At 31.3% G+C, this 16,596-nt stretch carries 17 protein-coding genes; 5 read left to right on the top strand and 12 right to left on the bottom strand.

The genetic code is table 11. The annotated features are described in order from the left end of the window. Positions 1 to 63 precede the first annotated feature (63 nt). The 12 genes from ACN0WY_RS13090 to ACN0WY_RS13035 form a co-directional block, all read right to left on the bottom strand. A complete protein-coding gene (locus ACN0WY_RS13090; RefSeq protein ID WP_330486986.1) occupies positions 64 to 564 on the bottom strand; it encodes a hypothetical protein in 501 nt (166 codons plus the stop codon). A gap of 398 nt (positions 565 to 962) precedes the next feature. Then, complete coding sequence (locus ACN0WY_RS13085) at positions 963 to 2,243, bottom strand: hypothetical protein (RefSeq protein WP_417800645.1); 1,281 nt, start codon at positions 2,241 to 2,243, stop codon at positions 963 to 965. A gap of 12 nt (positions 2,244 to 2,255) precedes the next feature. Continuing rightward, entirely contained in the window at positions 2,256 to 2,549 is a 294-nt protein-coding gene (locus ACN0WY_RS13080; RefSeq protein WP_330486988.1) for a DUF7677 family protein, read from the bottom strand. Positions 2,550 to 2,553: 4 nt separating this feature from the next. Then, positions 2,554 to 3,861, bottom strand: coding sequence for a hypothetical protein (locus ACN0WY_RS13075; protein ID WP_417800644.1), 1,308 nt, complete (start codon positions 3,859 to 3,861; stop codon positions 2,554 to 2,556). After that, positions 3,858 to 4,439 carry a hypothetical protein gene (locus tag ACN0WY_RS13070; protein WP_417800643.1) on the bottom strand — a complete coding sequence of 194 codons (582 nt, stop codon included), beginning with the start codon at positions 4,437 to 4,439 and terminating at the stop codon, positions 3,858 to 3,860. Before ACN0WY_RS13070 ends, ACN0WY_RS13075 begins: the two co-directional genes overlap by 4 nt. 13 nt (positions 4,440 to 4,452) lie before the next feature. After that, positions 4,453 to 4,698: a hypothetical protein gene (locus ACN0WY_RS13065; RefSeq protein WP_330486991.1), complete on the bottom strand. Its 246-nt coding sequence runs from the start codon at positions 4,696 to 4,698 to the stop codon at positions 4,453 to 4,455. A 9-nt stretch (positions 4,699 to 4,707) separates the two neighbouring features. Further along, a complete protein-coding gene (locus ACN0WY_RS13060; RefSeq protein WP_330486992.1) occupies positions 4,708 to 5,049 on the bottom strand; it encodes a hypothetical protein in 342 nt (113 codons plus the stop codon). A gap of 13 nt (positions 5,050 to 5,062) precedes the next feature. Beyond that, a complete protein-coding gene (locus tag ACN0WY_RS13055) occupies positions 5,063 to 6,007 on the bottom strand; it encodes a hypothetical protein (protein ID WP_330486993.1) in 945 nt (314 codons plus the stop codon). A 101-nt stretch (positions 6,008 to 6,108) separates the two neighbouring features. Then, positions 6,109 to 7,263, bottom strand: coding sequence for a DUF1566 domain-containing protein (locus tag ACN0WY_RS13050; RefSeq protein WP_417800642.1), 1,155 nt, complete (start codon positions 7,261 to 7,263; stop codon positions 6,109 to 6,111). Between the two features lie 28 nt (positions 7,264 to 7,291). Further along, a complete protein-coding gene (locus ACN0WY_RS13045) occupies positions 7,292 to 7,858 on the bottom strand; it encodes a hypothetical protein (protein WP_417800641.1) in 567 nt (188 codons plus the stop codon). A gap of 128 nt (positions 7,859 to 7,986) precedes the next feature. Further along, positions 7,987 to 8,724 (bottom strand): LytR/AlgR family response regulator transcription factor, encoded by a 738-nt coding sequence (locus tag ACN0WY_RS13040; protein WP_417800640.1) that lies wholly within the window; start codon positions 8,722 to 8,724, stop codon positions 7,987 to 7,989. Then, complete coding sequence (locus ACN0WY_RS13035) at positions 8,699 to 10,909, bottom strand: tetratricopeptide repeat protein (protein WP_417800639.1); 2,211 nt, start codon at positions 10,907 to 10,909, stop codon at positions 8,699 to 8,701. Before ACN0WY_RS13035 ends, ACN0WY_RS13040 begins: the two co-directional genes overlap by 26 nt. Before the next feature lie 343 nt (positions 10,910 to 11,252). Between ACN0WY_RS13035 and ACN0WY_RS13030 the strand changes: the two genes are divergently transcribed. From ACN0WY_RS13030 to ACN0WY_RS13010, 5 genes are all read left to right on the top strand, one after another. After that, positions 11,253 to 12,050 (top strand): hypothetical protein, encoded by a 798-nt coding sequence (locus ACN0WY_RS13030; RefSeq protein ID WP_417800638.1) that lies wholly within the window; start codon positions 11,253 to 11,255, stop codon positions 12,048 to 12,050. 24 nt (positions 12,051 to 12,074) lie between these two features. Further along, on the top strand, positions 12,075 to 13,070 hold the full coding sequence (locus ACN0WY_RS13025; protein ID WP_417800637.1) for a metal-dependent hydrolase: 996 nt from the start codon (positions 12,075 to 12,077) through the stop codon (positions 13,068 to 13,070). A gap of 259 nt (positions 13,071 to 13,329) precedes the next feature. Continuing rightward, entirely contained in the window at positions 13,330 to 13,683 is a 354-nt protein-coding gene (locus ACN0WY_RS13020) for a hypothetical protein (protein ID WP_417800636.1), read from the top strand. Then, positions 13,683 to 14,123: a hypothetical protein gene (locus tag ACN0WY_RS13015; RefSeq protein WP_417800635.1), complete on the top strand. Its 441-nt coding sequence runs from the start codon at positions 13,683 to 13,685 to the stop codon at positions 14,121 to 14,123. Before ACN0WY_RS13020 ends, ACN0WY_RS13015 begins: the two co-directional genes overlap by 1 nt. Before the next feature lie 105 nt (positions 14,124 to 14,228). Beyond that, complete coding sequence (locus ACN0WY_RS13010) at positions 14,229 to 16,592, top strand: FdhF/YdeP family oxidoreductase (protein WP_417800634.1); 2,364 nt, start codon at positions 14,229 to 14,231, stop codon at positions 16,590 to 16,592. The last annotated feature ends 4 nt before the right edge of the window (positions 16,593 to 16,596 follow it).

Raw genomic sequence — 16,596 nt, 5'->3', positions numbered from 1 at the left:
GATTTTGCAATAATCTTTTCTGTTTCTCTTTTATCTTTGTATGGGGTTATGTAATGTCGTTCCTCAGTTTTTAAATCGATGCATATTGACAAGTTCGACGGTTTCAAATATAACTGTTTTGTATGAAGATTGTATCTTTTTCCACATTACAAACTTTGACTTAGACTCTTTTGTTTTTCTATAAATATTGACTTTAACACTCTCTTCTTCCTTAAGGATTACACTAACATAAGTTGAATCGGTTGCAAAAGTTTCAAGAATAGTCGTAATATATTTAAACTCTTCAACTGCTGAAATTCCATTTACGTGTGTAACATATTTATAGTCGTTTTTTTGGGTGTTTACTTTACCTATTGCGTAATTATTGGGATAATGATACCTATCTGAATACGTACTTTTATCTTGATATGCAATTTCATAATCTCCTATTTTAATGACTTGTACCAGCTTACTAGGAATGATGCGCATGTCAACCAATTCAATCACCAATTTTTCTTTGTTAACTGGAAAAGTACAGCTAACTAGGAATAAAAGCACTATTAATTGTAAGATAATGTTTTTCACCTATTAATATTTATTGTTTTAGAGATCAGATACGGTACCAAAAATTACTATATCGGTTACATTTACATGTTTTATTAATAAACATTTCATAACTTTTTTAATCAAAAACAGTCTGTATAGCACTAATCTTTTTTTAACAAGCATCATAGTCTAAACCTTTAAGGTTACCTTCTTTAAATATCTCATACTTGTTTTAAGGGCTCGTTTATATTAACTAATTGGTATCCTAATTTTTTTCGATAGTATGCTCTTCTACACATTGCAATGTTTGCAAAGATTTGGCTATTCATTCTTTATCTACATACACACTTAGCCTAAAAAGCATAATCAATCCATTAACTGGTTCAGGTTCTTTACAGGTGAGTTTTTTTTGCTTTAAGTAAGGTCTTCATACTGTATTAGTTTGAGCACAATTTAGGAATGTATAGTTTAAGTTGTTTCAGTACCTCTAAAGGTAGTTTCTCTGTTTTAACCTTGTCATCTCCCTTTAATTTTATTTCTGCCTTGTTATTTGAAGAGTTACAAGAATAGCGATAAGTTTCTTCATATTCCTTTGATAACAGTTCATTCACTAATACTTCTATTTTGAATGTTATTTCTTTGGTATTACGATTCATTACTATTTTGTTTTCTGAGTAAATCATTGCACAACCAGAACCGCAAGAGACGACAAAGGAATTTCTTGCTTTTTTTTCTGAATTGATCAATCGAATTCCCTCTGAATTATATTGAAACGTATCTATTTTCGTATAGCGATTTACACTATTTTCTCGAACGTTTATCACACTAACTTTATAGCTTATTACAATTGTTTGCTTTTCGATATCTGTTTCCATCAAGATTTCATCAAACGTAGATTGTACGGTAGCACCATTAGGTATAGTAGGACAACGTTTTAGCTTTTTTAATGATACTGTATCTTTTAAAAACCATTGGTTTAAGAAATCTAAATGCTTGTCGGAACATTGATACCCCAAATTTAAATAAGAAAGAAGTTTACACGCTAGGTTAGTTCTATTTTGATCAGGTTTTCCACTCCTCCATTCGCATTCGTTCCCTACAAAGGTTGCAACAAAACCTAAAGCAGCTCTTTCGGGTTCAGTGATGTTTTTTTGATAATCTTTATTAAGTACTATGGTGTTAATATCTGTTTTTAATTCTTCGTCATACACCGTGTCACGCCATAAAACTTTTATGCTTTTATTAGCAGATATACTTGAACTTATTTTGTTAAATGAAACTAAACACGGTTTTAAGTATGTTATATCTTCATCCCCCGCTTCTTGTAAAATTTTTAATTCCCATTTTATGGAAATTATATCTCCTTTCACTAATTCATTTATCGAAATATCCTGATACATTACTTGTACAGTATCCTTATTTTTTTTAGCTAAAAAACACCAATAATCATAATTATCATCGTAACTTAAAAAAGTTACAGTATCGGTATAAATTGTTTTGAGTTCTAATTGTTCATCTGGCCTTAAACGGCTTTTAAAACTATCAAGAGTCTTACTTTCTTCTTCTGAATACTTTATAGTGTCTTTATTATCTGTTTCTACTTTAAATACTGTGTTGCTTTCTGTCTTAATAGGTTTTTCTGATTTATTTTTACAAGAGGTTAAGTTAAGACTCAGTAAAATAGCCAGTAAAAAAAATGGTGTAATTTTATTTTTCATTTTTTTTAGAAATTAATGCAACTCTAATTCCCAGTCTTCGTAGGGAAACGTTACTTTAAAATTAGAATCACAATACGAACGAATATAATCTACCGCTCTTTTTTCGGCATGTTTTGCATTGAGTACTTCTCCATTTTCATCCAGCTCTATGACATTGGCAAAAATGGCAAAGGCTTGTTCAATTGCACTGGGCTCTTCGCCATAAAGTTTAAGATAATCAATACCTTTTAACTGGTAGTGTGTACCGCTTGCCATAAAATAAGCAAAGGTTCTAAGTGCTCCGCTAAATGATTCGCTTAGTTTCATATATTTATTTATAGGTCTTTCCATCAAATTTTAACACCAATGTTTTAGTAAAAATGGTATCTTTCTCTTCACAATCTCCATTTTCGTCTTTAAAAAGTAAGCTATTTGTTATTTTATTCTTTATAACGATATCAAAATACGCATTTGTTTTTTCTTCAGAAATAATGAGTGTTTTTTCTTCAAGGAGATATCTTTCATCACAACCTCCATTAATTTCACCTGTACCTTTCTTTACTTCAAAATTATGCAAGACTTTGTGTAAGCTATTATTCTCTATTATAAACAAGGAAAGACGGTCATTTTCATAAGGATTTGCGCGCGAACTACCAACAAAATGGGTTTTAACACCAAAGGCACGCTCGTTTTCTGTAATAGTATATGGTGCGGTGTCTATAATTATTTCTGTTAGCATTATGGCATCTGAAACCCAACCGTTGGTTTTCGAGCTTTCAAAATAGTGAAATAACACTTGTTTGTTTTCCATATTAACGTAGGCAATATGTGTGTTGAATGTAAAATAATGTTCTTCTTCGCTTCCTTCAACAATTTCAGGAATAACTACAATCGCTTCATGTGGACGGTTGGGCAGTATTTTAAATGCTTGTAAAACTGGCATTAGTTTAGAGCGGTTTATATTTAATTCGTCTATTACCAACTCATAAAATATATCACTGATGTTTAACATTCTTAATTTTCCGTTGGGCTCAATTTTAACAAAACCTGTTTCTTTGCTTACCCTATATTGATAATTGATGGTAATGCGATCTGTTTCTATTGTTGATTTTGTTCGAACCCAGCTTTCAACAAGCTCATCATAAGCTATCATTTCAGAAGCAATCACATTGCCTTCTAAGTCATAATTTATAAGTCTAGATTCTATTACCTCATCGCTTTGTAATGCTGTTATTACTACGGTATAAAAATCTTTAGACAATTTTAATCGGTACGCATCAATGGCACGGTAATTAGATTTGAGTTCTTTCCAGTTTTTATAAACTTTAGCAAGCTTTAATGCTTCTGTATTTATTTTTTGATAATCGCCCTTGTGTGTAAGGTTACCAAACGAAGTACTATCTACCAAAGGAACGCTTTTTAGTTTTAGTTTTTGTAGTTCTTCTCTAAATGTTGGAAAATATTCTGAGGGAGATTGAGCTGCTGCTTCAATTTCATCTGCTTTTGCTTCTACAGCATTTTCAATTTCAACAGCCACATCTACAGGAGTTTCGAATTCGATAGATTCTCCCTTGTTTTCTTTGGTCTTTTGAGCACAAGAGAGAAACATTAGTATAAACAGTATGTAAATGTTTTTCATTTTAAATCTATTTTTTTTTGTAATGTAAGAGTATCTGTTTTTACAGGATAACCTTTCTCATAGTATTCCAATATCCCATAATGTTGTGTACTGTCTTTTTTGTAAGAGTAAATCTGTAAGATGGCTAATTTTTCTTTTTGATACATATTCAAATCCTCTACCGAAAATCCTCCTAAATCCTCTTCATTTTCTATAAAATAAGCAGTACCATAATCTCCAAACACTAATAAATTCCAGTTTTTTGTGTACTCATAAAAACGTAAGGAATAATTAGTGTCTATGTTTTTTGTTTCTGCAAGTTTTTGATTTACAAAGTTTTTAATTGACTTATTCAAAGCATTCTTATTCTCTGTAGTTTTTTTAACTAGATATAAATCTGAATATATTTCAGATTGGATAAATTCCATTTTTACAATGAATAGTTGATAAATGGCAATGCTAATAATTGCAATAAGAAGTATTGATAATGCCCCAAGAACTCTTACTTTTTTAGTTACAACCCATTTTAATATTTTATAGAGCAGGAATATGCCTACACCAAGGAATAAGAATAAATAAATGATAACAAGTATTTCCATTTTACTAACTTATTTATTCCCAAACACGCATTGTAGCATTACAATATCCTGTAACTATATCTAAAATATCATCAGCTCCGTCTTGCAGGGTTTGGTTGGCTGGATGTTCTATTTTTATTTTTTTTAATATTTCAATAGCTATATTTTGTGTTCCCTCAGAGTCTTTAAAAGCAAATAATACTTTTCTAACTTCTTCGTTAAAACAATTACCTTGTTTAGCAAATTCTAATAGGGTTTTATATAGTTGCTTGTTGGTCATTTACTGTTTTTAAATTACATCAATCACTTTTTCTAACAGGTAATGTACTACTATCACAAAAGCAGTAACTATCATAAGAGCTCCAAACTGAATAGAAATTAGTTTACCATTATTTTTCGACTTCTTTTTTAGGTAAAAAACATCCAAAAGAATAAATAACAACGTAATTACAAATCCAATTATCAAGCCTACATGAAATAGTCCCCAGTTGTAAAACATGTGAGCTAAATAGCCCAATCCTTCTTTAGGTATATTATTAGCCCCTAAAACAATCCGCATATACGTTATACCTAACACTATGGAAACTATTGTCCATAACATATAAGCAAAAAGTTGTTTTAGTTTTTTCAATTTTCCTAACAGGTTAATCTTCTAAATAAGGTAATGCCTTTTCTTTATAATATGCTTCATATTCGATCATACCCAGGTTACTAGCTGTCCAATACAGCAACTTATACAATTCATATCGATGCAAATTAGTGTTTTCAATTGGCGTTGCTTTAACTTCAGCCATTAATTGTTCTATTTTCCCTTCAGCATCTTGATAGTCGTGAAAATAATTCAAATCAAAATAATATTGAGCTAATATTAACTGCTGAATAAAAGGCGACCATTCATTTATACGGTTTAAATAATTTTCATATTCTTCAACGCTAGCTCCCCACTTAGGGGATACAAATGCTAAATAATTTTTGTGCAATTCAGCATCTTCTGGAAATTCATTTATCACATTTTCAAAAAGTTGATGCACATATTGTCTATTTGCATCGATAGCTTTATAAATAACTAATAAACAAGCAACAGCATTGGTTTTAAAAATGCTATTTTTATTGTTAACTTCAATTAAAATAGCTTCTGCCTTTTTTAGGTGTTTTTTAAAAGATGCTAACTTTTCGTTTGATACACTGTCAATAGTTCCACGACCGCGAATTTCCCAAGCTTTATAAATTAATTGATATCCTTTAATTATTTTGGGTAAATCGTTACTAGGCTCTTTAGCAATCCATTCGTCACTTATCTTAATATCTCCATATTGTCCTAAACTTTCAAAAGCAAACGAACGTTGGCTAGAATTCATACTTTTTAAAGTTTGCTCTACATTACTAAACTGTTTTTTGTTAAAGAAGGTTATTACTTCTTTAAGCTTTGGATCGTTTAAATGTGCATGACTTTTAAATTTATACCTACCTATGAGGTTTATTAAATTATCTATGGGACTAAAAATGCCATATTTGTCTAAAAAGTAAAGAATTCCAAATCCTACTAGAATCCATTTTACCAATGGGTATTGCGATAAAAAATCTATCATAATTATAAATTTGTATTGTTAAGTAACTCGCTTTAAAAGCGAATAAAAAAATCGTATAAAGAAAATGTTTTCTACGATTTTTTTATCATTAGAGTGTTATATTAAAAATCTGTCCAAGCTCTTACGGCTCTTACATTTAAGTTGTTAATTCCTTTACTAAAGAAACTATTATATCCATCAGAAAATCTAAGAATCCTAGCTACACCATCACTAGATTCAGTGCTACTCCAATAAGCGGACGACCAAAAAGCAGTTTCTTCAATAGCAGTTCCTGAATTTTGAAGAGAAGTTTCATTAATAATTTCTTTATTATTATACATTTCTTCAAGTTCATCTATACTTGGCAGAAACCAATCATCATAATTATTTAAACTTAAATCATTACAAATTTGTGCCGCATAAGAACCAACTCCTTGAACATTTACAATGGCTGTAGTATTTGCTTGTCCTGTTCCAATTTCTAATGCTGTAGCACCTGTACTAACATTTGTACCATTCCACCATTGAATTCCTGTACTTTGGTCACTTACAGCACATACCATACCTTCATCTCCTGATGCATTAACCCAAAAGATGACACCTCCAAACTTATACTCACCAATTTCATGCTGGTCTTCTAAATTTATGGTTGCTGTTACGATTTGAATATTTCCAGAATTATCCACAGAAATTGAAGCTGTAATAACAGGGTTGATTTCATAATCGAATAAAGCAGCATCGGCAACGGTCAACTCTCCTGTAGAAGCATCAATACTTAAAGCTCCCACTGGTGTTTGAGAAGCAATACTAAAGCCAAGTGTTGCATCACCGCTTGCTTGAACTATGCCCAGTGAGTGTCCATTAGTAGGATTTTCATCAACAGTCGTAGTATAGTCTTGTACGCTTAACTCATTTGTATTGGTTACTGTAATAGTTACCGTAGCGGTATTTTGAGCTTTATCTGCAGCAACGGTAGCCGTAATTGTAGGATTTGTTTCAAAATCGAATAAGGTAGCATCGGCAACGGTCAACTCTCCTGTATTTTCATTTATTTCTAGCGCACCATTGGGTGTTTGTGAAGTAATACTAAACGTTAAAGATGCGTTATTATCACTTTCAACGGTTCCTATAACTTGCCCTACAGAAGGGTTTTCATCTATTGCAACCTCTAAGTTTTGAAGATTAATAACAATTGGGTTATTGTCTTTACTACAACCATAAGCTATTATCAATACTAATAAAAGTAGTGTTTGGGTAAATTTGATTACATTTTTCATATTATTTAATTTTTAAGTTTATTATATTTTAATAATCCATCTCGATAAAATCTCCATTTAATTTATATCTGAATGTAAATGTTGTACCTCCGTTTTCAGGATTTAACATGACTACATATTCGGTTTTAGTCACATCCCCATTCTTTGGAAACTTGATATACGCCATGTTTAAAACAGGATTTTCTATACTTTTTTCAGCAGTTAACTGCGTACTCGATTTTTCAACCAATTCACCTAATTTAGATAAGTTGATGTTGTTGTTTAATTGAAACATGAAGTCTGCTGCTTTACTTCCCTGAGGTACTTCTAATGAGATTTCTGAATTTTGCTTCCAGTTATCTTGCATATGGTTCCATTGTCCCATTTTTAAAGATTCAGGAGCTGAGGTAACAGTTACTCCTATAATATTTCCTATAGATTTATTGTAAGTAATCGTTACATCTGTGTAATATGCATTATTACCAAATTCGCTTTTAACCTCTTTTTCTATAGCGGCAAACCCTTCTTTATTGGCCACTTGCTTGCTTGTCGAATTTCCGCAAGAAACCAACAAAGTAAATACTGCTATGATTGCTATGAATTTTACTACTTTCATTTTCGTGTTTTTTATAATTACACGACTAAAAGTATGTAGCTAAAGTGAAGTAGAAAATAGAGAATCTATTTCTGGGGTTTTTGAATAAATAAGTGCGATACTTTATAAAATATCCGTAAAACAGGAAGTTAATTATTTGTCCAGTTTAAAAAAGTATGTAAAAAATGTTCTTTTTTCCGAGAAGACACAGGTATTTTCTTACCACATTTTAAATGAATAACTCCAGTTTTATCATATTTATCTATGAATTTTAAGTTAACCATGTAAGATTGATGCGGACGTGTAAAATTGGCTTTACACAGACGTTCTTCAAACTCTTTTAAAGTTTTTGAAACCATATATTTTTTATTGTCACTACAATAAAATGTAGTGTACCCCTTGTCTGATTCGCAAAATAACAGTTCGTCTAAATCTACTACTTGAAAACTATCCTGTAATGATAAAATTAGCTTTGAATCTTCATTGTTCCAAGCCTGTTTTGCTACTTGTACTTGTTGTTTTTGTCGGTCTATTGGAAGATGAGCTACTTTTTGAAGTGCTGTTTGTAATTCATCTATATCAACAGGTTTTAGTAGATAGTCTACCGCACCTATTTTTAAAGCACGTAAGGCATGCTCTTCATAAGCAGTAATAAAGATGACTTTAAAATTGAGGTTTTCGGTTTGTGCTAAAAAATCAAACCCTGTACCATCGGTAAGATTAATATCTAAAAAAACCAATTCAGGTTTACAGGCATTAGCAACTACTACGGCATCTTTTACGGATTCACATTCACCTAATACAGTTATTTCAGTATCAAGTAACTGTAATAGATTTTGCAAACCTTTCCTAATATATTCTTTATCCTCTATTATTAATGTTTTCAATACTTTCTATTTTTATATAAGGAATTGTCAACGTAACTACAGTTCCTTGTTCATTATATTTTTTTCTATCTTCAATAGTAACAGAACCATTCATTTTAAAGTCTTTCGATAGTATTTTTAATCGCTCAGAAGTAATCGTTGTCGATAATGATTTTTTGTCTTGATTTTTATCTTTCTTTAAATCCTCTAGACCTACACCGTTATCTTTAATAACACAAATTAACTCTTGGTTAGAATAACTGAGCTCAATATTAATGGTTCTATTTCCTATTAGATTTACAAAAGCGTGTTCTATAGCATTTTCTACAAATGGTTGAATCAGCATTGGAGGAATTTTAAAAAGCGATGTCTCAATATCTTCTTCTACAGAAATAGTATAAGTATATGATTCGTTTTCTAAGTTTTGAAGTGCTAAATAGTTTTCTACAGCTATTAACTCTTGAGAAAGTGATACAGTTCTATCTCGAGAATTTTCTAAAATAGTTCGAAGTAGTTTTGAAAACTTAGACAAATAAGAAACCGATTTTTTCTGTTCTTTGTTCAAAATCATGCCTTGTAAAACTGAAAGTGAATTAAAAATAAAATGCGGCGTCATTTGCGAGCGTAACAATTTTTGCTCCATGATTACATTTTGTGTTTTTGATTTTTGATTCCTCAGTTTTAAGAATAGAATGATGATACCTAAAACCAACGTTGTTATTAAAAAAGCGACGATACCTAACAACAAATTACGTTGTGACTTTTTTAAATTTTGAGAAGTATCAAGTACTGTTTTGGTTAATTTTAATTCTCGAATACTGGCTGAGTCTAAAGCTTGTTTATATTTATACTCGTATTCCAATTGGGTAATTTTTTCAATATTTTCTTTATTGAAAATACTATCATTTAATATTTTGTATTGCTGATAGTTTGTAAGAGATTTTTTATAATCACCTGTATTTTTATAAATTATAGAAAGAAGTTCTGCGGTTTCTTTTTGCAGTTCTAGTAATTTCATTTCAATAGCTATTTCTTGACTTTTCAAGACATAATTGAGCGCCTTCTGATATTGCTTCTGAAAGTTGAAACACCTAGCTAGCCCTAAGTAGGAACGACATAAACCGATTGGAGAACCTACTTCTTTATTCACAATTCCAGCCTCTTTGAAATTCTTAAAAGCTTTTCCTTCTTGTTGTACTAAAATTTGAACATCTGCTACATCATTCAAACTTATACCAACTCCTCTTTTATCGTTAATTGTTTGACGTATTTGTAAAGCCTTTTGAAATTGTTCTAAAGCATTTATATAGTCTAACTGGGTTTTATAAATAGTTCCTTTAAGGCTTAAACATATAGCAATAGTCACTTGACTATTTTGCTTTTTAGCCACTTCTAAAGCTTTATTTACATATATTAATGCTTTTTCAATATTGCCAAGGTTATTATAAACCATTCCCATATTCAACATTAATCTTGCTGTATAGTTAGATAGTCCTAACTTTTCATAAATACCCACTGCTGTGTTAAAATTCTCTAGTGCTCTAGGGTAATTTCCTTGTTCTCCAAATATGCTTCCAATGTTAGTGTATGCTCTTGCAACACCCATAGTATCTTTGACTTTTAGTTTTAATTCTTTAGATCTAGTATAATTACGAATAGCTTCTACATAATTTCCTTGATCAGCATAGATATTACCTATATTATTTAAACTTCCAGCAACACCTTTTAAGTCATTTAGTGATTCATCTATCTCTGCGGATTTTTTATAATACACTATAGCATTGGAAAAATCACTTTGATAATAATAAGCCATTCCTATACCATTGTTTGCATAAGATTCTCCTTTCCTATTATTTAAAGATTTGTATAATTTAATCGCTTCTTTAAATTTCAGAATGCTTTCTTTGTAATTAGATTTGTTAACATCTATATGCCCCTTGTAGTAGATAACATCTGCTTTACCTGTAGCGTAATTTATTTTTTTTGAAATTGTTTCGGCTTCATTCAATAATAGTCTAGCTTTTTCATTTTCTAAATCTTGAATCTCATAATAAAGACGTACCAAAAGATTAACTCTTATAGAATCTTCTGCTTTATTATTTTCTAATCCAGTTTTAAGGCTATCTATTTTTTTGTTTTGAGCCTGAACATTTACAATAAAAATGATGGAAACAGCTAATGTAAGAATATACTTGATGAATTTCATAAAATTTTTCTACTGGTTTATAGCAAAATAACGGAACTAAATCTAGTAAAATTAATTTTAATAGCTTTTAACTAATACTTATTCTAGTTCTTATTTAAAAATAATAGATGATTAGGTTAGAGTGTAAAAACCAAAACACAAAGTTTGAAATATAGAATAAAATTTTATCACCTAATCTAAACGAAGAGTTTACTTGATGATTTCTTGTTATAATTATAACTTCAGTTAAAAATACTCTTCTATTTTTACTTCAAATTTATAACGGTTTACTACGCTTATAAAACAGATTATTTTCATTTCACTGAGGTTTATAATTTTACTTGTCGAGACTCAATTTATACTCATGGAAAAAGACAGAAAAATAAAATTACAAGAAAAAAAATATCAATCCGTAGGAAAACTTACTACAAGTAAAATTATTGATCTCTTTATCGAAAGTGAAAACGAAGCTTTGCACCATAAATTTCAAGGTCAATTTTATCCTTCCCGTCATTATGATATTAACGCTACATTGACAAAAGCCCTCAAGGGAATTGACAAGCAAAAAATAATTGATGCTTATTTTCATGCCGCTAGATTAGGAATTATAGTAAAGGTAAGAGAAGACAATTACCCTCTTTTCTTAAGAGGAGTTGAAAAAACACTATTATCTCTTGGAGAAGGATACAATATCAATGTTTTAAAACCTAGTAAAGTATTTATCCTTTTTGGTATTACTTCACCAAATGACATAGAAAACCTGTACAATACATCCTACAACGAGTTTTTAGAAACCTTAAAGTTTATCACCAAAGTTAATTCTTATACCAGTTATCCTAGTTTACGAAAAAAGTTAAAAGCTACGCTTTTCTTAGAAAATCCTATACTTTTAAAAAGAGCTCAAGAAATGACTCCCTTCTTTAATCAATTCAATTTCGAAACTGCTGGGGCATTGGTTTTATTATTGGTTGACGCTTCTAGTACCTCTAAACAAATTCTTCTAGCATATCATAAAACAAGTTTGCCTAGAGAAACCGTTTGGGTTCTTGGAAGCTTTTACAAAGACTTTAAAACTTCGAAAGCAAACAAGCTATTACTTAACGACTTGTATAGTACATATCCAACGAAATGGATTGATGAATACTATCGTTCTATTTACTAGTCGTTTTATAAGTATTTTTGCCTTATGGATTCACTTACGCAAATTGTTTTGGGTGCAGCAGTTGGAGAGGCTGTATTAGGAAAAAAAGTTGGTAACAAAGCAATGCTTTACGGTGCTATTGCGGGTACAATTCCTGATTTGGATGTGTATATTGGTAAGCTTTTTAATACCGTTACCGCACTTGAAATACACAGAGGTTTTACACATTCTATTCTTTTTACAATTGTTTTTGGATGGATTTTCGGCTGGCTCATTTCTTTGTATGAAAAAAAAGCCTCCACCAAAGAGTGGGCTAAACTCATGTTTTGGGGATTTATTACGCATCCAATTCTAGATGCACATACCACTTGGGGAACTCAACTTTTTTGGCCTCTCGATATTCGATTGGCTTTTAAAAACATTTTTGTTATTGATCCTTTATACACACTGCCTTTCTTAATATTTCTACTAATGGCAATGTTCCAACGTAAAGGAACTGTAAAAAGAAGAAAGTATAACAACTTAGGACTTATTGTAAGTAGTTCTTACATGGCAATTACTATTGTTATCAAAGGAATTACTTATACTAAATTTACACATGCTTTAAAAGAACAAGGGATAGCTTATAAAGAGTTAGAAACCAAACCTACGCCTTTTAACACTGTTTTATGGTCTGCAAATGTTGAGACAGATGATGCATATCTGATTGGTTATTATTCTTTTTTTGACACCAAACCGATTGAGTTTTACTCCTATCCTAAAAATCATCATTTACTAGGTGATTATAAAGATGATATTTCTGTAAAACGACTTATAAAGATTACTAAAGGTTGGTATACTATTTTAGAAAAAGATAATGCTTTATATTTAAATGATTTGCGCTTCGGACTGCTTAGTGTAGCTCCAAATTTTCAACAGTTTGCTTTTAGCTTCAAAATAACTGAAGAAAATAATAAATTAGTTATAGAAGAAGTTCCTAGAGATAGAGAAAAAGCCAAAGAACTCGTAAATGATCTTTGGGTTAGAATTCAAGGAAATTAATTGAGAAATCGCTGTATATGTCGTAAATTTGCAATACTATTTAAAGCAGCATTCCTCAGGTTTGAGACAAAAATATTTTCACTTTTTTTCTATCATTTTTTTAGTTCTTACTCAATTCGCTTTTATTGCTGCGTTATTGCTAGAACATAAAACTGTTTTTACGGTAATATCTTTAACAACACTTATTACTACACTCCTAATTTACACCTATATAAAGTTCTTTAGAATTAAAGAAGTAAATTTTGAACCATTTTATGTAATGATTTTTGTCATAGCCGGCGCTGTACTTACAAGTTACCTACATCTTTTTACTGAATTGAATACTGTTTTGGCTGCAGCACTTATTGGTACCATTGCTTCTTTTTTACCCAATTTGAATAAAAGATCAATCGTTTTACAAAACATACCTAATGCTATGTACTGTGGTTGTTTTGTAGGAATGTCGCAAAAACACGTTGCTATCGATTATAGCTTTATAATTATTGCCGGCATTATTGCTGGTATTTTTTACATGCTTTCAAAAAACCTATTTCATGGAGTTGGTGGTAAATTAGGTACTCTTGCTTTTGGTAGCGTTGTTATTTCATCTTTATTATTGTTAATTCTCTCATAATGCTTACAACAATATCAATATACTTAACAAGTACACTTGGAGCTTTTTTAACCTTTTTAGTAAGTACCAAATACAAACAGGGACCTGTACGTGCTTCTGCCCTATTAACGCTTATTGTAGCTGGTTTTTGCTTTCTTTTTCCTAAGATGTTTTCAGAAGATATAATCAACCAAATTCCTTGGGTGTTTTTTGGGGCTTCTTTTGTTGGCATGACTTCTGGCAAGCTTACTCGAAACTATATTTCAATTATTTTCGCAGGAATAGTTTTCGGATTCGTATATACATTTAGTCCTGATTTTTTTAATGGTTATGGAGGGGCTTTAGGAACAGCTGCATGTATTTCCATCTTAGTCGTTATTGGAATAAACCACCTTATCCGACTTTCAAAAGTCTCAAAAAAGAAAAAAGAGCTACTTAAAAAAGTTTCCCTTAAAAGTTAAGTTCCTTATAGGCTTGCCTCCTAAATCTAAATACAAAATCATTCAACCCACTACAATCTCCTTTATTTTTTCTTAACTTTATCTTCTTAAGATTAGAGAAAAAACATGGACAATACATCTAAAAAACAAGCTTCTGCAGAACCTCCTTATAAATTATTAAGTTTAAGAACAGGTAAGCCAAAAGATTGGGCTGCGGGTATTCCTGCTGTAAAACATTCTATAAAAAACCTTATTGACGAAAAAACGTTGATTCGAGGAGGGAAAGCGCTATTTAAAATGAATCAGTTTGATGGTTTTGATTGTCCAAGTTGTGGTTGGCCTGACCCTGATGATGAACGTTCTCCTATTGCTGAATACTGTGAAAACGGTGCCAAAGCTTTAGCTGAAGAAGCCACTAGTAAAAGAATTACTGCAGATTTTTTCAAACAAAATTCCGTGTATGATTTATCTCAATTAACTGATTATGAAATCGGACACTTAGGTCGTCTTTCTGAACCTATGTATCTTCCCAAAGGCGGTACCCACTACGAGCCTATAAGTTGGGAGGATGCTTTTAGTAAAATTGCCGAACACTTAAACAAACTCGAATCTCCTGATAATGCTGCTTTTTACACCTCAGGAAGAACAAGCAATGAAGCTTCCTTTGTTTATCAACTTTTTGTTCGCGAATTTGGAACCAACAACTTTCCTGATTGCTCTAACATGTGCCATGAAACTTCTGGTTTCACCCTAGCTCAAACAACAGGTATTGGAAAAGGAACTGCTACTTTAAATGATTTTTATGATACTGACATTGTAATAATTATCGGGCAAAACCCTGGAACAAACTCACCACGAATGTTGAGCGCTCTAGAAAAAGGAAAAAAGAACGGTGCTAAAATTATTGCTGTTAATCCACTTCCTGAAGCTGGGTTAATGGGATTCCGAGATCCTCAAAAAATAAATGGGATTTTAGGAAATGGAGTTCAACTTGCCGATCTATACCTTCCTGTTAGAATTAATGGGGACTTAGCTTTGTTAAAAGCTATCGAACAACTCTTGTTACATTTTGAAAAAGAAACACCTGGTAAAGTTTTCGACCAAGATTTTATTAAAAATAAAACGGTAGGCTACGAAGAGTTGATTCAGCAAATTGAACATTACAACATCGATGAATTAGCTGCTATAGCTGGTGTTTCTAAAGAAGCTATTCAAAAAGCTGCTGAAATGCTTGCTTACAAAAATCGAATTATTATTTGCTGGGGAATGGGACTTACACAACAACCTAACGGAGTTGATATTTTAAAAGAAGTGCTAAACCTATTATTCTTAAAAGGTAGTATAGGTAAACCCGGAGCAGGTTCTTGTCCTGTACGAGGGCATAGCAATGTGCAAGGAAACAGAACCATGTTAATTAACAATCATCCTTCCAAAGAACAATTAGATAAGCTTGAAGAAGTTTTTGGTTTTAATCCTCCAAGAGAAAACGGTTATGATGTGGTTGATACCATAAAAGCAATGAATGAAGGAACAGTAAAAGTACACTTTAGCATGGGTGGAAATTTCTTATCAGCTACTCCTGACACTACCTATACAGCAAACGGATTAAGACAACTAGATTTATCTGTTTCAGTTTCTACTAAGCTTAATAGAACTCACTTAATTCACGGTAAAGAGGCTTTAATTTTACCTACCATTTCTAAAAGTGAAATTGATATGGTTAACCATAAACATCAATATACAAGCGCCGAAAATGCAATGGGAATTGTCGAGTGGTCTAAAGGAGTATTAAAGCCTATTTCTGACAAGTTAATCAACGAGACACATATAGTTTGTAGAATGGCCAAAGCTACTTTAGGAAGCAAAAGTGTAGTTGATTGGGATCGTTACATGAACAGTTATGATGCTGTTAGAGATGATATTGAAAAATGTATTCCTGGTTTTGAAAACTACAATGTTCGTGTAAAACAAAAAGGTGGATTCTATCTTCCCAACAATGCTCGTGAAGGAAACTTTAAAACAAAAGAATATGGCAATCGCGTTCCTTTTTCGATTACAACATTGCCTAAAAACACATTAGCCGAAGATGAATTTTTAATGGCCACAGTAAGAACACACGACCAATTTAATACTACTATTTATGGCTTAGATGATCGTTATCGTGGTGTTTATAATGAACGTCGTGTAGTTTTTATGAATAAAAACGATATAGAAAAAGCTGGTTTTAAATCTGGTGATAAGGTAGATTTATATAATTATGATAATGACACAGAGCGTATTGCTCCACTATTTATTATTGTTGAATATCCTATTCCTGAAAAGAACACTGTTACTTACTTCCCTGAAACCAATGTATTGGTTTCAATTCACAACACCGTAAAAGGAAGTAATATGCCTGCCTCAAAACATATTAAAATTAAAATTAAAAAGCACAATCCTGATATCTATGATAAAATAGACGAAACTCTTTATAAGAAATCTAACTCATAAATTA

Origin of the sequence: Tenacibaculum sp. (assembly GCF_048269885.1) — a bacterium.
GTDB lineage: Bacteria > Bacteroidota > Bacteroidia > Flavobacteriales > Flavobacteriaceae > Polaribacter.
The sequence above is the reverse complement of the archived record's forward strand: the minus strand, read 5'-3'. Positions and strand labels throughout refer to the sequence as shown.

Bases quoted from the DNA above. Each gene is read 5' to 3' on its own strand.
- ACN0WY_RS13075 (WP_417800644.1), bottom strand. From the start codon at position 3,861: ATGAAAAACATTTACATACTGTTTATACTAATGTTTCTCTCTTGTGCT.
- ACN0WY_RS13010 (WP_417800634.1), top strand. From the start codon at position 14,229: ATGGACAATACATCTAAAAAACAAGCTTCTGCAGAACCTCCTTATAAA.
- ACN0WY_RS13065 (WP_330486991.1), bottom strand. From the start codon at position 4,698: ATGACCAACAAGCAACTATATAAAACCCTATTAGAATTTGCTAAACAA.
- ACN0WY_RS13015 (WP_417800635.1), top strand. From the start codon at position 13,683: ATGCTTACAACAATATCAATATACTTAACAAGTACACTTGGAGCTTTT.
- ACN0WY_RS13070 (WP_417800643.1), bottom strand. From the start codon at position 4,439: ATGGAAATACTTGTTATCATTTATTTATTCTTATTCCTTGGTGTAGGC.
- ACN0WY_RS13085 (WP_417800645.1), bottom strand. From the start codon at position 2,243: ATGAAAAATAAAATTACACCATTTTTTTTACTGGCTATTTTACTGAGT.
- ACN0WY_RS13030 (WP_417800638.1), top strand. From the start codon at position 11,253: ATGGAAAAAGACAGAAAAATAAAATTACAAGAAAAAAAATATCAATCC.
- ACN0WY_RS13080 (WP_330486988.1), bottom strand. From the start codon at position 2,549: ATGAAACTAAGCGAATCATTTAGCGGAGCACTTAGAACCTTTGCTTAT.
- ACN0WY_RS13055 (WP_330486993.1), bottom strand. From the start codon at position 6,007: ATGATAGATTTTTTATCGCAATACCCATTGGTAAAATGGATTCTAGTA.
- ACN0WY_RS13025 (WP_417800637.1), top strand. From the start codon at position 12,075: ATGGATTCACTTACGCAAATTGTTTTGGGTGCAGCAGTTGGAGAGGCT.
- ACN0WY_RS13050 (WP_417800642.1), bottom strand. From the start codon at position 7,263: ATGAAAAATGTAATCAAATTTACCCAAACACTACTTTTATTAGTATTG.
- ACN0WY_RS13045 (WP_417800641.1), bottom strand. From the start codon at position 7,858: ATGAAAGTAGTAAAATTCATAGCAATCATAGCAGTATTTACTTTGTTG.
- ACN0WY_RS13035 (WP_417800639.1), bottom strand. From the start codon at position 10,909: ATGAAATTCATCAAGTATATTCTTACATTAGCTGTTTCCATCATTTTT.
- ACN0WY_RS13020 (WP_417800636.1), top strand. From the start codon at position 13,330: ATGATTTTTGTCATAGCCGGCGCTGTACTTACAAGTTACCTACATCTT.